This is a genomic window from Stenotrophomonas sp. C-A, from assembly GCF_054030835.1.
Map to the genome: position 1 here is coordinate 1888595 of NZ_CM132916.1, position 12609 is coordinate 1901203.

14 protein-coding genes are annotated in these 12609 nt (G+C 65.7%); 7 read left to right on the forward strand and 7 right to left on the reverse strand.

The genetic code is table 11. The features are described 5' to 3' along the window. Positions 1-110: 110 nt before the first annotated feature. A complete protein-coding gene (locus ACW5IY_RS09040) occupies positions 111-1142 on the reverse strand; it encodes a LysR family transcriptional regulator (RefSeq protein WP_005409107.1) in 1032 nt (343 codons plus the stop codon). Between the two features lie 147 nt (positions 1143-1289). On the opposite strand from ACW5IY_RS09040, the gene ACW5IY_RS09045 reads away from it, so the two are divergent. The 6 genes from ACW5IY_RS09045 to ACW5IY_RS09070 all read left to right on the forward strand — a co-directional run bounded on the left by ACW5IY_RS09045 (position 1290) and on the right by ACW5IY_RS09070 (position 9102). Beyond that, positions 1290-1517, forward strand: a complete 228-nt coding sequence (locus ACW5IY_RS09045; RefSeq protein ID WP_049434944.1) for a hypothetical protein — start codon at positions 1290-1292, stop codon at positions 1515-1517. Continuing rightward, a complete protein-coding gene (locus ACW5IY_RS09050; RefSeq protein ID WP_049400332.1) occupies positions 1514-2284 on the forward strand; it encodes an SDR family NAD(P)-dependent oxidoreductase in 771 nt (256 codons plus the stop codon). The genes ACW5IY_RS09045 and ACW5IY_RS09050 overlap by 4 nt, the downstream gene beginning before the upstream one ends. 91 nt (positions 2285-2375) lie before the next feature. Continuing rightward, positions 2376-3602, forward strand: coding sequence for an efflux RND transporter periplasmic adaptor subunit (locus ACW5IY_RS09055; RefSeq protein WP_032128263.1), 1227 nt, complete (start codon positions 2376-2378; stop codon positions 3600-3602). Positions 3603-3714: 112 nt separating this feature from the next. After that, positions 3715-6885: an efflux RND transporter permease subunit gene (locus ACW5IY_RS09060; protein WP_049434916.1), complete on the forward strand. Its 3171-nt coding sequence runs from the start codon at positions 3715-3717 to the stop codon at positions 6883-6885. A 64-nt stretch (positions 6886-6949) separates the two neighbouring features. Continuing rightward, positions 6950-7687, forward strand: coding sequence for an SDR family oxidoreductase (locus tag ACW5IY_RS09065; RefSeq protein WP_049434917.1), 738 nt, complete (start codon positions 6950-6952; stop codon positions 7685-7687). Further along, positions 7681-9102: an efflux transporter outer membrane subunit gene (locus ACW5IY_RS09070; protein WP_049434918.1), complete on the forward strand. Its 1422-nt coding sequence runs from the start codon at positions 7681-7683 to the stop codon at positions 9100-9102. The genes ACW5IY_RS09065 and ACW5IY_RS09070 overlap by 7 nt, the downstream gene beginning before the upstream one ends. Positions 9103-9143: 41 nt before the next feature. Here ACW5IY_RS09070 and ACW5IY_RS09075 read toward each other — a convergent pair whose 3' ends face one another. Next, positions 9144-9521, reverse strand: coding sequence for a VOC family protein (locus tag ACW5IY_RS09075; protein ID WP_049434919.1), 378 nt, complete (start codon positions 9519-9521; stop codon positions 9144-9146). Positions 9522-9660: 139 nt separating this feature from the next. Between ACW5IY_RS09075 and ACW5IY_RS09080 the strand changes: the two genes are divergently transcribed. After that, positions 9661-9924, forward strand: coding sequence for a hypothetical protein (locus tag ACW5IY_RS09080; RefSeq protein ID WP_010484415.1), 264 nt, complete (start codon positions 9661-9663; stop codon positions 9922-9924). A 19-nt stretch (positions 9925-9943) separates the two neighbouring features. Here ACW5IY_RS09080 and ACW5IY_RS09085 read toward each other — a convergent pair whose 3' ends face one another. From ACW5IY_RS09085 to ACW5IY_RS09105, 5 genes are all read right to left on the reverse strand, one after another. After that, complete coding sequence (locus ACW5IY_RS09085; protein WP_049434920.1) at positions 9944-10798, reverse strand: endonuclease/exonuclease/phosphatase family protein; 855 nt, start codon at positions 10796-10798, stop codon at positions 9944-9946. A gap of 138 nt (positions 10799-10936) precedes the next feature. Continuing rightward, complete coding sequence (locus tag ACW5IY_RS09090; RefSeq protein ID WP_049434921.1) at positions 10937-11182, reverse strand: hypothetical protein; 246 nt, start codon at positions 11180-11182, stop codon at positions 10937-10939. Positions 11183-11206: 24 nt separating this feature from the next. Then, on the reverse strand, positions 11207-11446 hold the full coding sequence (locus tag ACW5IY_RS09095) for a hypothetical protein (RefSeq protein ID WP_224329210.1): 240 nt from the start codon (positions 11444-11446) through the stop codon (positions 11207-11209). Between the two features lie 134 nt (positions 11447-11580). Beyond that, positions 11581-11814 carry a hypothetical protein gene (locus ACW5IY_RS09100; protein ID WP_049434923.1) on the reverse strand — a complete coding sequence of 78 codons (234 nt, stop codon included), beginning with the start codon at positions 11812-11814 and terminating at the stop codon, positions 11581-11583. A gap of 87 nt (positions 11815-11901) precedes the next feature. Beyond that, positions 11902-12606: a PA1136 family autoinducer-binding transcriptional regulator gene (locus tag ACW5IY_RS09105; protein ID WP_049434924.1), complete on the reverse strand. Its 705-nt coding sequence runs from the start codon at positions 12604-12606 to the stop codon at positions 11902-11904. Positions 12607-12609 lie beyond the last annotated feature (3 nt).

The following is a 12609-nucleotide window of genomic DNA, read 5'->3' on the forward strand; positions in this document are numbered from 1 at the left end:
GATGCCGACCTTGGTCGGCGCCATTCGAAAAGCAGTCGAGCATGGCTCGACTCTACAGAAACCGGCATCGCGCGACCGGGTAGATCCACGCCATGCGTGGATACCCTCGGTCATGCCGCCGAAGCCGCGACCTTCTCCAGGATCCGCTTGCCGCTGCTTTCCAGCGCAGCGTCTTCCTTTTCTTTCTGCTGCTGTGCCAGCTTCGCGCCCGGGCATTGCGCCAGCATGTAGTTGGCGTCGAAGTTGAGCTTCTCGACCAGGAAGTCGACGAATGCCCGCACTTTCGGGGAGACCAGGCGGCCACCGGCGAACACCGCGTTGAAGTCCACTTCCGGGCCCGTCCAGCCGGCCAGCACGCGGCGCACCATGCCCGATTCAACGAACGGCTTGGCCATCACATCGCCGGTCAGCAGCAGGCCTTCGCCACACACCAGCGCACCGTTCAACGCAGACATGTCGTTGGCGGTCATCAGCGGGGTGACCGGGAAATCGCGCAGCTCGCCGCCGTTCTCGCCCAGTTGCCAGGTAAAACGAGGCGAGTTGCCGGTGTGGTACGGCTTGCGCATCGCCAGGATGCGATGGAACTGCAGTTCTTCCGGATGCAGCGGCTCGCCATAGCGTTCGATGTAGGCCGGGCTGGCGAACACCTGCGTGCGCAGGCTGCCGAGCTTGCGCGCGACCAGATTGGAATCGGGCAGGGCACCCACGCGCAGCGCCAGATCGGCTTCGCCGGCAATCAGGTCCAGCTTCTCGTTGCCCATATGCATGTCCAGGCGGATTTCCGGGTACTGCGCATGGAACTGGCCCAGCAGCGGCGCAATCCAGGTGATGCCGATCGAGTAAGGCACAGTGAAGCGCAGCCAGCCACGCGGCCCGGACTGCAACTGGCTCACTGCGCTCTCGGCTTCTTCAAGCTCGCGTGCGATGCGTTGGCAATGTTCGTGATAGATCGAACCCGCTTCGGTCAGACCGAGGCGGCGGGTGGTCCGGTGCAGCAGGCGCGCACCCAGGCGCGTTTCCAGCTCCTGCACTTTGCGGCTGACCGTGGTCTTGGGCAGGCCGAGCGATTTTGCAGCGGCGATGAAACTGCCTTGCTCGACCACTTTGACGAAGATCAGCGTCTCGTTGAGATCGTGGGACATGGTCTGGGATCCTGGACGTCGGGGATGGGACAATCGTGACAGAACGATTGGACCGGGAGCGGGATGATTATTCCCCTTAATCAGGACTAATCAAGTAAAGGTTTGAGGTCTATCGTGGCGCCATTCGTTATTTGGAGCCCGTCCGCCATGAGCCTGCGCAACATTCTTGCCCGTCTCCGGAACGCCGGCCAGAGCACCCTGGATCTGGCAATGACCGTTGAAGTCCGCCCGAGTTCCTTGGTACACAAGGACTTTCGTGAGTTTACCGCGCCGATGCGTCAGCAGCGTGGCGGTGCCGTCCGCCTGGTCCCGCACAAGGGCGACCGGCTGCGTCGAATCGGGACTATCCCGGATTTGGGAGGAAATGTCCCGTGAATGGGATGCTGACGCCCGAAGTCCTGGTCCTCGGCGGCACCGGTGCCGTCGGCCAGGGCGTGGTTGGCGCATTGCTGGAAGCCGGCAGCCCGGTGCTGGTGGTCGGTCGCGATCCGGGCCGGCTGGCGGCGCTGCATGAGCAGTTCGCCGACGAGCCGGGCCTGGAGACGCTGCTGGGTTCGCTCAGCGATGACGGCTCGGCGCGCGCACTGGCCGAACGCATCGCGCATCGCCCGCGTCCGCTGGCCGCCGTGATCGCCGCAATGGGTGGTCCTTACCGTCGCGGCCGGGTGACCGACCGCAATGGCGATGAACTGCTGGGCGCGATGCAGGCCGACCTCATGCCGCACGTGCACGCGGTGCGTCATCTGCTGCCGCTGCTGCAGGACAACGTGCATGCGCGCCGCTACGTGATGATCGGCAGCCCGGCCAACGCCAAGCCATGGGCGGGCTACGGCGAGACCTCGATCACTACTGCCGCGCTGCGCATGTACGCGCAGGTGGTGCACCAGGAAGCGCAGGCGCTGGGCGTGCGTGCGCAGATGCTGGAAGTCTGCAGCCCGGTGTGTACGCCTGCCAACGCGGCCAATGCCTGCATCGAGTGGCCCAGCTCGCTGCTGGTCGGCCGCCGCGTGGTCTCCCTGCTTGATGGCTGCCGCGACAACCGCGCCATCGTCCGCTGCGACAGCAGTGATGCCGAATTGCCGCGCGGCCTGCTGCACCTGGACGTTCCTCCCCTCTGGCGCGATACCGCGGGCGTCGCTTGACCTCGACCATGGTTGAGGTCGCAGGATACGCCGCCTGTTTTTGCAACACGTTCTCATCTAGCTGTACCACCCCTCCGTACGGATGCATGCCATGACTTCCCCCAATTCCACTCCACATCGTTTCGGCCATCGCATTGCGATGGTCGGCGTGTCGATCCTCGCCGCCGCCGTGCTTGCGGCCTGCAGCGGCGGCCACGCCGAAGAAGCCGGTGCGCCGCCGCCGCCGCAGGTCAGCGCTGCACCGGTGCTGGTCAAGCAGGTCAGCCAGTGGGACGAGTTCAGCGGCCGCGTCGAAGCGGTACAGAGCGTTGAACTGCGCCCGCGCGTGTCCGGCTACATCGACAAGGTCAACTATGTCGAAGGCCAGGAAGTGAAGAAGGGCGAAGTGCTCTTCACCATCGACGCGCGCAGCTACCAGGCCGAGTACGATCGCGCCGCTGCCGAACTCGCCCGCGCCCGCACCCAGGCCACGCTGGCCCGCAGCGAATCCGAGCGTGCCAAGCGGCTGTCCGAGCAGCAGGCGATCTCCACCGAGACCGCCGAGCAGCGTCGCGCTGCAGCCGACCAGTCCGGTGCCGCCGTGCAGGCGGCGCAGGCTGCGCTGGATGCGGCCCGCCTCAACCTGGAGTTCACCAAGGTGCGCGCACCGATCGACGGCCGTGCCGGCCGCGCGATGGTCACCGCCGGCAACCTGGTCACCGCCGGCGACAGCGCCAGCGTGCTGACCACGCTGGTCTCGCTGGATACCGTCTTCGTCTACTTCGATGCCGATGAAAGCACCTTCCTGCGTTACGCCCAGATGGCACGCAAGGGCGAGCGCCCAAGCGAGCGTGACAGCGATCTGCCAGTGAAGGTCGGCCTGTCCGGCGAAGAGGGCTACCCGCATTCGGGCAAGGTCGACTTCCTCGACAACCAGGTCGCCCGCAGCACCGGCACCATCCGCGTCCGCGCGCTGCTGGACAACGCCGATCGCCAGTTCACGCCAGGCCTGTTCGCCCGCGTGCAGCTGCTCGGCAGCGGCCAGTTCCAGGCCCTGCTGATCGACGAGAAGGCTGTTCTGACCGACCAGGATCGCAAGTACGTGTACGTGGTCGACAAGGATGGCAAGGCCCAGCGCCGTGACATCCAGCTCGGCCGCACCGCTGATGGCCTGCGCATTGTCGAGCACGGCCTGGCCGCCGGCGACAAGGTGATCATCGACGGCGTGCAGAAGGTCTTCATGCCGGGCATGCCGGTGCAGGCCAAGGCGGTGGCGATGCAGCCGCAGGCCGCGCCGCCGGCACCGGGCCGCGATGCGACTGCCGCACTGAACCACTGATCCGCGTCCCCGCTTAGCTGCCGGCGCCAGCGGCAGCCGTTCCTGCCTTCGTCAAAGTGACGAGGGGCAGGCCGGCTGTTGCCCGCCGAACGCCTTTCCCAGGAATTCCTCCATGGACTTTTCCCGTTTCTTCATCGACAGGCCGATCTTCGCGGCGGTGCTGTCGATCGTGATCTTCGCCGCAGGCCTGATCACGATTCCGATCCTGCCGATCAGCGAGTACCCGGAAGTGGTGCCGCCGTCGGTGGTCGTGCGCACGGTGTATCCGGGCGCCAACCCCAAGGTCATTGCCGAGACCGTTGCCACGCCGCTTGAAGAAGCGATCAACGGCGTCGAAGGCATGATGTACCTGAAGTCGGTTGCCGGCTCGGACGGCGTGCTGCAGATGACCGTCACCTTCCGCCCGGGCACCGACCCGGACGCGGCGGCGGTGAAGGTGCAGAACCGCGTGGCGCAGGCGCAGGCGCGTCTGCCTGAAGACGTGCGCCGCCAGGGCGTGACCACGCAGAAGCAGTCGCCGACCTTCCTGATGGTGGTGCACCTGACCTCGCCGCAAGGCAAGTACGACACCCTGTACCTGCGCAACTACGCCCGCCTGCACGTCAAGGATGCGCTGGCGCGTATTCCGGGCGTGGGTGACGCGCAGATCTTCGGTGGCGGCGACTACGCCATGCGCGCCTGGCTGGACCCGGACAAGGTGGCCTCGCGCGGCCTGACTGCCAGTGACGTGGTGCGCGCCATGCGCGAGCAGAACGTGCAGGTCTCGGCCGGCCAGCTCGGTGCCGAACCGCTGCCGAACAGCCAGTTCCTGACCCTGATCAATGCCCAGGGCCGCCTGAAGACCGAAAAGGAATTCGGCGACATCGTGCTCAAGAGCGGTGTGGACGGTGAGATCGTACGCCTGGCCGATGTGGCCCGCCTGGAACTGGGTGCCGGTGACTACACCCTGCGCTCGCAGCTGGACGGCAAGAACGCCGTCGGTATCGGTATCTTCCAGTCGCCGGGTGCGAACGCGCTGGAAATCCGCGACCAGGTCATCTCGACGATGGACGAGATGCAGAAGACCATGCCGGCCGACGTCAAGTACGAGGCGGTGTATGACACCACCATCTTCGTGCGCGACTCGATCAAGGCCGTGGTCTCCACGCTGCTGGAAGCCATCGCGCTGGTGGTGCTGGTGGTGATCCTGTTCCTGCAGACCTGGCGTGCCTCGATCATCCCGTTGATCGCGGTGCCGGTGTCGGTGGTCGGTACCTTTGCTGCGCTGTACCTGCTGGGCTTCTCGATCAACACGCTGAGCCTGTTCGGCCTGGTGCTGGCGATCGGCATCGTGGTCGACGACGCGATCGTGGTGGTGGAGAACGTCGAACGCAACATCGAGGAAGGGTTGTCGCCCACCGCAGCGGCTCACCAGGCCATGCGCGAGGTCTCCGGCCCGATCGTGGCGATCGCGCTGGTGCTGTGCGCCGTGTTCGTGCCGATGGCGTTCCTGTCCGGTGTCACCGGCCAGTTCTACAAGCAGTTCGCGGTCACCATCGCCATTTCCACGGTGATCTCGGCGATCAACTCGCTGACCCTGTCGCCGGCCCTGGCCGCGCGCCTGCTGAAGGCCCACGGTGCCCCGAAGGACGGCCCGAGCCGTCTGATCGACCGCCTGTTCGGCTGGGTGTTCCGCCCGTTCAACCGCTTCTTCAAGTCCAGCTCGGAGAAGTACGAGCGTGGCGTGGCCCGCATCCTCGGCCGCCGCGGCGCGGTGTTCGTGGTCTACGCGATCCTGCTGGTCGGTACCGGCGTGATCTTCAAGCTGGTGCCGCCGGGCTTCATCCCGACCCAGGACAAGCTGTACCTGATCGCGGGTGTGAAGCTGCCGGAAGGCTCGTCGATCGCGCGTACCGATGAAATGCTGCGCAAGGTCGCCAAGATCGCCCAGGAAACCGATGGCGTCGCCCACACCATCTCGTTCCCGGGTCTGAACGCGCTGCAGTTCACCAATACGCCGAACACCGGTGTGGCGTTCATTCCGCTCAAACCGTTCGCCGAGCGCCATGGTCGTACCGCCGCGCAGATCAACGCCGAGATCAACCAGAAGATCGCTGGCCTGCAGGAGGGCTTTGCCTTCGCGATGATGCCGCCGCCGATCCTCGGCCTGGGCAACGGCAACGGCTACCAGATGTTCATCGAGGACCGTGGCAACCTGGGTTACGGCGCGCTGCAGAATGCCGTGCAGGCGATGCAGGGTACCGTTGCGCAGACGCCGGGCATGGCCTTCCCGATTTCCAGCTACCAGGCCAATGTGCCGCAGCTGGATGCCGAGGTCGACCGCGTCAAGGCCAAGGCACAGGGCGTGCAGCTCACCGAACTGTTCGACACCCTGCAGACCTACCTCGGCTCGGCCTACGTCAACGACTTCAACCAGTTCGGTCGTACCTGGCAGGTAATCGCCCAGGCCGACGGTCCGTACCGCGAGACGGTCGAGGACATCGGCAAGCTGCGCACCCGCAACGACCGCGGCGAGATGGTGCCGATCGGTTCGATGGTCACCATCAAGCAGACCTTCGGCCCGGACCCGGTGCTGCGCTTCAATGGCTATCCGGCGGCTGACCTGGCCGGTGAAGCCGACCCGCGCCTGCTGTCCTCCGCCGAGGCGATGAACAAGCTGACCGAGATCGCCGGCAAGGTGCTGCCGGTAGGCATGACCACCGAATGGACCGACCTGAGCTATCAGCAGGCGACCCAGGGCAAGGCGGCCTTCATTGTCTTCCCGGTGGCGATCATGCTGGCCTTCCTGGTGCTGGCTGCGCTGTACGAGAGCTGGTCGCTGCCGCTGGCGGTGATCCTGATCGTGCCGATGACCCTGCTGTCCGCGCTGTTCGGCGTGTGGTTGACCGGTGGTGACAACAACGTGTTCGTGCAGGTTGGCCTGGTGGTGCTGATGGGATTGGCGTGCAAGAACGCGATCCTGATCGTCGAGTTCGCCAGAGAGCTGGAAATGGGCGGCAAGGGCATCGTTGAATCGGCACTGGAAGCCTGCCGCCTGCGTCTGCGCCCGATCGTGATGACCTCCATCGCCTTCATTGCCGGCACCGTGCCGCTGGTGCTGTCGCATGGTGCAGGTGCCGAGGTGCGCTCGGTGACTGGTATCACCGTGTTCGCCGGCATGCTGGGCGTGACCCTGTTCGGCCTGTTCCTGACCCCGGTGTTCTACGTGGCACTGCGCAAGTTCGTCACCCGCAACGGTGGTGGCCAGCTGGTGCAGCACGGCGAGCCGACCATCCACCACTGACATGGAACCCCGTCGCCGCCGGTCACTGGCCGGCGGTGGCTTCCCCCTCACAAGGCAAGAATCCATGAACACCCATCAGAACAAGATCGCGCTGGTCACCGGCGCAACCCGCGGCATCGGCCTGGAAACCGTGCGCCAGCTGGCGCAGGCCGGCGTGCACACGCTGCTGGCCGGGCGCAAGCGCGAGACCGCCGTCGAACTGGCACTGAAGCTGCAGGCCGAGGGCCTGCCGGTGGAAGCCATCCAGCTGGACGTGACCGATGCAGCCAGCATCGCCGAAGCGGTCGAACAGGTACGCCAGCGCCATGGGGGCCTCGACATCCTGGTCAACAACGCCGGCATCATGATCGAAAACCCGGCGCAGGCGCCGTCGGAGCAGTCGCTGGATACCTGGAAGCGCACCTTCGACACCAACGTGTATGCACTGGTGGCGGTCACCCAGGCGTTCCTGCCGCTGGTCAAGCAGGCCAAGTCCGGGCGTATCGTCAACGTGTCGAGCATGCTCGGCTCGCAGACCCTGCACGCCGACCCGGCGTCGGGCATCTACGATTTCAAGGTGCCGGCCTACAACGCCTCCAAGGCAGCGGTGAACAGCTGGACCCTGAGCCTGGCCTACGAACTGCGCAACACCCCGATCAAGGTCAACACCGTGCATCCGGGTTACGTGAAGACCGACATGAACGGCGGCAACGGCGAAATCGAAATCAGCGAAGGCGCACGTTCCAGCGTGGAAATGGCGCTGATCGGTGAATCCGGCGCCAGTGGCAGCTTCACCTACCTGGGCGAGGTGCTGCCATGGTGATCCGCACGTTGGCGATGGCCGTCTCCAGCCTGGTGCTGGCAGGCTGTGTCAGCGTCGGCCCGAACTACAAGGCTCCGATGCAGGAGCCGGTGGTCCTCCAGAGCGCACAGCAGCCGGTGTTCAGTACCGTCTCGCCGGTCGCCAGCTGGTGGGCGCAGTTCGATGATCCGGTGCTGGAACAGCTGGTGCATGGCGCACTGTCGGACAACCTGGATCTTCGCGTGGCCGTGGCCCGCGTCAGCCAGGCCCGCGCGGTGTTCGTCGAAAGCCGTTTCGACCAGGCCCCGCACATCACCGCAGGCGGCAGCTACGACCGCCGCAAGCAACCCGATCCGCAGCTGGGTGGGCAGCGGGTGTTCAGTGAAAGCTACCAGCTCGGCTTCGACGCCGGCTGGGAGCTGGATCTGTTCGGCCGCAAGCGCCGTGCTGCAGAAGCCGCGCGCGCCGACCTCGACGCCGAGCAGGCCAATCTGGCCGACGCGCAGGTGCTGGTCGCCGCCGAAGTGGCGCGCAACTACTTCGAGCTGCGCGGTACGCAGAAGCGCATTGCGGTGGCCCAGCACACGCTGGTCAACCTGCGCGATACGCAGAAGCTGACCGAGGCGCGCTGGGAGCTGGGCGCCGGCAGTGAGCTGGACGTGCAGAGCAGTCGTGCGCGGTTGAAGGCGATCGAGGCCGACATTCCGCTTCTGGAAGTATCCGAGACGCAGTCGCGTAACCGGCTGGCGGTGCTGCTGGGCCAGCGCCCGGAAACGCTGACCGTCATGCTTGCACCGCATGACGTGCAGGCATTCGCCAAGGCACTGCCGCTGGGCGATACCCGCGAGCTGCTGCGCCAACGCGCCGACGTGCGCGTGGCCGAGCGTCGCCTGGCGGCGGCGACCGCACGCGTGGGCGTGGCCACTGCGGATCTGTTCCCGCGGCTGTCGCTGTCCGGTTTCGTCGGCTTCCTCGGCGGCGATGCAAGTGGCCTGGTCAATGGCAACAACAAGGCCTGGTCGCTGACCCCGTCGCTGAGCTGGGCAGCCTTCGACTTCGGCACCGTGCGTGCACGCCTGCGTGCCAGCAAGGCTGAAGCCGAGGGTGTGGCTGCGCAGTATGAGCAGGCCGTGCTGCTGGCACTGGAAGACACCGAAAACGCGCTGACCCGCTATTCCAAGCAGCAGGCGCGGCTGGCGATCGTGGTCGAGCAGGCGCAGGCGGCACGCCGTGCTGAGTCGCTGGCGCAGATCCGCTACCGCGAGGGCTCGGAGGACTTCCTGACCCTGCTGGATGCGCAGCGCACGCAGCTGGCGGCCGATGATGCGTTGGCGGCCGCCGAGTCCGAGGTCAACGTCAGCGTGGTGGGCGTGTACAAGGCGCTGGGGGGGTGGGGTCAATCACCGCAGCCGCCGAGTGTGGCGCAGGTGCAGTAACCGCAGGGGACGGAAGCAGTGGCTTCCGTCCCTTTCTTTTTTCAGGGCCAGTGATTGGCAGGCACCTCGCGCTCGCGCATGCGCACGATGCAGAAGCGATGGCCGGTCGGTGCTTCCATTACCCACCAGCGTTTGACGAAGCCGATCCGGCGCGCGCCGAGTTTTTCCAGTCGATCTGCCTCGGCATCGATGTCGTCGCTCTCGATGTCCAGGTGCACCCGCGATGGGTGAGCGACCCGCTGTACTTCCACGTTCAGGCCTGCGGGCGCGCCCTGCAGGTCGGCGTACTCGGCGCCATCTTCGGCATACGATGGCTGCGCCTGCAGGCCGAGTGCGGCCGACCAGAAGCGTGCGCCTTCGTCAGCGGGCGTGTCCTGGCAGTCGATGATGAATCCGGCCAGACGGCTCTGGTGCGCCATGACGTCCTCCGCAGATTGGGAATGGAGGAAGGGTAGCGCGTCGCGTGCTGTGGACGTTGTCACAGTCATGACGTTTCTGACTCTGCCAGAACCGGGGCCTGCGGTGTAACTAGTGGGGCAGAGTCCAGGAGGGAAGGCGATGAGCGATGACAAACGCGATACCCAGCGCATGCTGTTTGGTGATCCGGGACCGCCTGGCGCAGGGCTGTCGGTGGCGGTCGTAGTGCTGATGGTATTGGCGACGATGGCCGCTGCCATCGGTTTCCTGCGGCTGCCCGATCCGATGCTGGGGCTCGGGCTGATCGGCGTTGCCGTGTTCCTTGCCGTCGGCGCCCGCATCTGCCAGGCGCGCAACCAGCACCAGGCGTTGTACCGGCTGTTGTCGCGGCAGCCGCCGCCGTAGCCACGGCTGCCGCAGAGAATCAGTGCTTCGGCCAGTCCAGCTCGACCACCAACGGGAAGTGGTCCGACGGCAGCACGCCATCGATGCGACGATCATCGGTAAGGAAGCTGCGCGCATGGAAGCCGCGCACCAGCACCCAGTCCAGCTGCACGGTGGCCTTGCCGGTGAAGTCGTGGAAGGTCAGGCGCGGACCCTGCGGAGCCTTCACCTGGGTACGGGTGTCCTGCAGGAGGCGGGTGAACGCCTTGTAGGTGTCACCGCCTGGCTCGCTGTTGAAGTCACCGGTTAACACCACCGGCAGGTCGGCGGGCAGGGCTTCCAGGCGCTTGCTGATCAGCTCGGCACCCTTCACCCGGCGAGGTTCGTCCTCGTTGCGGTAGGGCAGGTGGGTATTCATGAAGTAGAAGCGACGGCCGTCGTCCAGGCGCCGGAACAGGGCCCAGGTGACCATGCGCGGGTACAGGTTGCCCCAGGTGATGCTGCCGGGAACATCGGGCGTATCGGACAACCAGAAGTTGCCGGATTCCTCGATGGCCAGCACTTTGCTGTCGTAGAACACGCCCATGTGTTCATCGCCGCTGCCACCGCGGCGGCCTTCACCGAACCAGCGGTAGCCGGGCAGGTGCCCTGACAGGTAGTCGGCCTGTTCCTTCACCAGCTCCTGCGTGCCGATCACCGCCGGATGCGCGTCGAGGATCACCTTGACCATGGCATCGCGACGGTCGGGCCAGCGCTTGCCCGGTTCGGTATCGGCCGGAGTGCGGACATTGAACGACATTACTTTCAGCGGCGCCGGTGCAGCAGCCCAGGCGACGGCAGGCAGAGCAAGCGCCAGCAGCGCAGACAGCGCAGGGCGACGGAAACGCGACAACATCGTGGAATCCCTCCATTCCATGAAAACGGTTTCACGAAGCATGCCATGGAAGGCGAGGGCAGCGGTATGCCGGGATGGGCGGCTGGGAGATGCCGGGCGGGCGGTGAAGGCGCCGCCCGGCGGATCGCGCGGACGCGATCAGGGGTCGTAGATCATCCCGTTCTCGTCACGGTTGTAATGACCGGTGGCTTCGCGGGTACCGTTGTCGTAGACCACGTACGACGTGCAGCGCTGGTGGAATACGTTGCCAGCGATGCGGAAGGGCACGCACTCTTCCTGGACCTCGATGACTTCGGCAGCCGTTGTGCTGGCGACAGGGGCCAGCATCAACACGGCCAGCACGGTGGCAAGCGAACATGCCGGTATGCCTTTATGCAGTCTCATTTCCACGCTCCTTGTCGATGAGGATTACATCAAGTAGGGATTGCCGTATTCGTCGATCCAGTACTCGGTGAGGAAAATCTCCCCGTCCGCATCGGGCATGGTCACGATGCAATGCTGGTGGATCCGGTAGCGCTCCACTTCAAAGGGTTCGCAGCGGGTCACGCTGCCGGGTGGGCTGGTTACCCCGGCGTTGGCGTTGCCGCTCGACATCATTCCCGCGAAGGCCACGGCCAGTGTGGCCATCGCGGCCAGGTGCAGTTTCATCGGCATCATCCTTGTGTCTGCAATCGCGCATCTGCGCGGTGTCGTGCAACTACCCCCGGTAGCGCATGCGACCGAGCGGCAGCTGCGGCATGCGCGCCGGCCCGGCGATCGGTCCGGCGCACTCCCCACCCGGCTCAGTCGCGCAGGTAAGGGTTGCCGTACTCGTCGATCCAATACTCGGCAGTGTAGACGTTGCCGAATTCATCGGTGTAGGTTTCCGTGCAGTGCTGGTGGACGCGGTTGCGGTCCACGTTCACAGGCACACAGGAAACATTCTCTCTCGGTCCCCCAGCATTGGCGTCCGCCGCCGGAGCCAGGGTTGCAGTTGCCACCACCAACGCGGCCATCGCGGCCAGTTGCAGTTTCATAAGCATCATCCTTGCTTTCTGCAATCGCGCACATGCGCATGGCGTGTGTAACACGTGAACCCGACCGCCGGAAGTGCCTTGCTGCGATCAGTCTTCGATCTCACCGCGGCGGCTGGCAGCACGCACTGCCTGCGCGGTGGTTGCCACGCCTAGGCGCTGGCGCGCGCGACGCAGATGGTTTTCAACCGTACGTGCGGACAGCCCCAGCGTGGCCGCGATCTCCGCCTGGCGACGGCCGGCGGCGACCCAGCGCAGCACCTCGCGTTCGCGCGTGCTCAACGTACTTCCGGAAAGTTCGCTGGGTGTCTCTGCAAGCCGGCGTGCGGCACGGAATGCTGCAGCTGCAGCAGCATCCAGCAGCAGCCGCGCGCTGGCCGATGCATCGATCGCTGTCCCGGGAAAACTGATCGCGCCTTCCAGGCCGGTGGTGCCGAACACCGGCACCTGCAGGCCGTGCAGGCCTTCACCACGAGGCTGCTTCACCACCTGATAGCGTTCGCCGCGAACGCCCTGGCGCTTGCTCCAGAAGAACGGCGCGTCACTGTCCAGCACGTGGCGATTGACCGGACAGGCGTGCAGGTAGCGCGCGAGGTCGGTACTGCTGCCGTCGCCGAACCAGTCGCCCTCGATCCAGTACACGCGCTGGGTACCGCGCTCCAACCCCGTGCCGGTGGCGAACACCAGCACGCGGTCGTAGCCGAGCGGTGCAGAGATGCTGCGCAGTACCGCGCCCACCGCACTCAGTGAGCGAGCGCGTTCCAGTTCCAGCAACGCCTGCACCAGATCGCCCATCCC

What these genes read in the sequence shown, in the direction of transcription:
- ACW5IY_RS09095 (WP_224329210.1), bottom strand. Translation starts at nt 11,446, where the DNA reads ATGAAACTGCACCTGGCCGCGATGGCCACACTGGCCGTGGCCTTCGCG.
- ACW5IY_RS09090 (WP_049434921.1), bottom strand. Translation starts at nt 11,182, where the DNA reads ATGAGACTGCATAAAGGCATACCGGCATGTTCGCTTGCCACCGTGCTG.
- ACW5IY_RS09040 (WP_005409107.1), bottom strand. Translation starts at nt 1,142, where the DNA reads ATGTCCCACGATCTCAACGAGACGCTGATCTTCGTCAAAGTGGTCGAG.
- ACW5IY_RS09055 (WP_032128263.1), top strand. Translation starts at nt 2,376, where the DNA reads ATGACTTCCCCCAATTCCACTCCACATCGTTTCGGCCATCGCATTGCG.
- ACW5IY_RS09105 (WP_049434924.1), bottom strand. Translation starts at nt 12,606, where the DNA reads ATGGGCGATCTGGTGCAGGCGTTGCTGGAACTGGAACGCGCTCGCTCA.
- ACW5IY_RS09075 (WP_049434919.1), bottom strand. Translation starts at nt 9,521, where the DNA reads ATGGCGCACCAGAGCCGTCTGGCCGGATTCATCATCGACTGCCAGGAC.
- ACW5IY_RS09100 (WP_049434923.1), bottom strand. Translation starts at nt 11,814, where the DNA reads ATGAAACTGCAACTGGCCGCGATGGCCGCGTTGGTGGTGGCAACTGCA.
- ACW5IY_RS09060 (WP_049434916.1), top strand. Translation starts at nt 3,715, where the DNA reads ATGGACTTTTCCCGTTTCTTCATCGACAGGCCGATCTTCGCGGCGGTG.
- ACW5IY_RS09080 (WP_010484415.1), top strand. Translation starts at nt 9,661, where the DNA reads ATGAGCGATGACAAACGCGATACCCAGCGCATGCTGTTTGGTGATCCG.
- ACW5IY_RS09045 (WP_049434944.1), top strand. Translation starts at nt 1,290, where the DNA reads ATGAGCCTGCGCAACATTCTTGCCCGTCTCCGGAACGCCGGCCAGAGC.
- ACW5IY_RS09065 (WP_049434917.1), top strand. Translation starts at nt 6,950, where the DNA reads ATGAACACCCATCAGAACAAGATCGCGCTGGTCACCGGCGCAACCCGC.
- ACW5IY_RS09070 (WP_049434918.1), top strand. Translation starts at nt 7,681, where the DNA reads ATGGTGATCCGCACGTTGGCGATGGCCGTCTCCAGCCTGGTGCTGGCA.
- ACW5IY_RS09085 (WP_049434920.1), bottom strand. Translation starts at nt 10,798, where the DNA reads ATGTTGTCGCGTTTCCGTCGCCCTGCGCTGTCTGCGCTGCTGGCGCTT.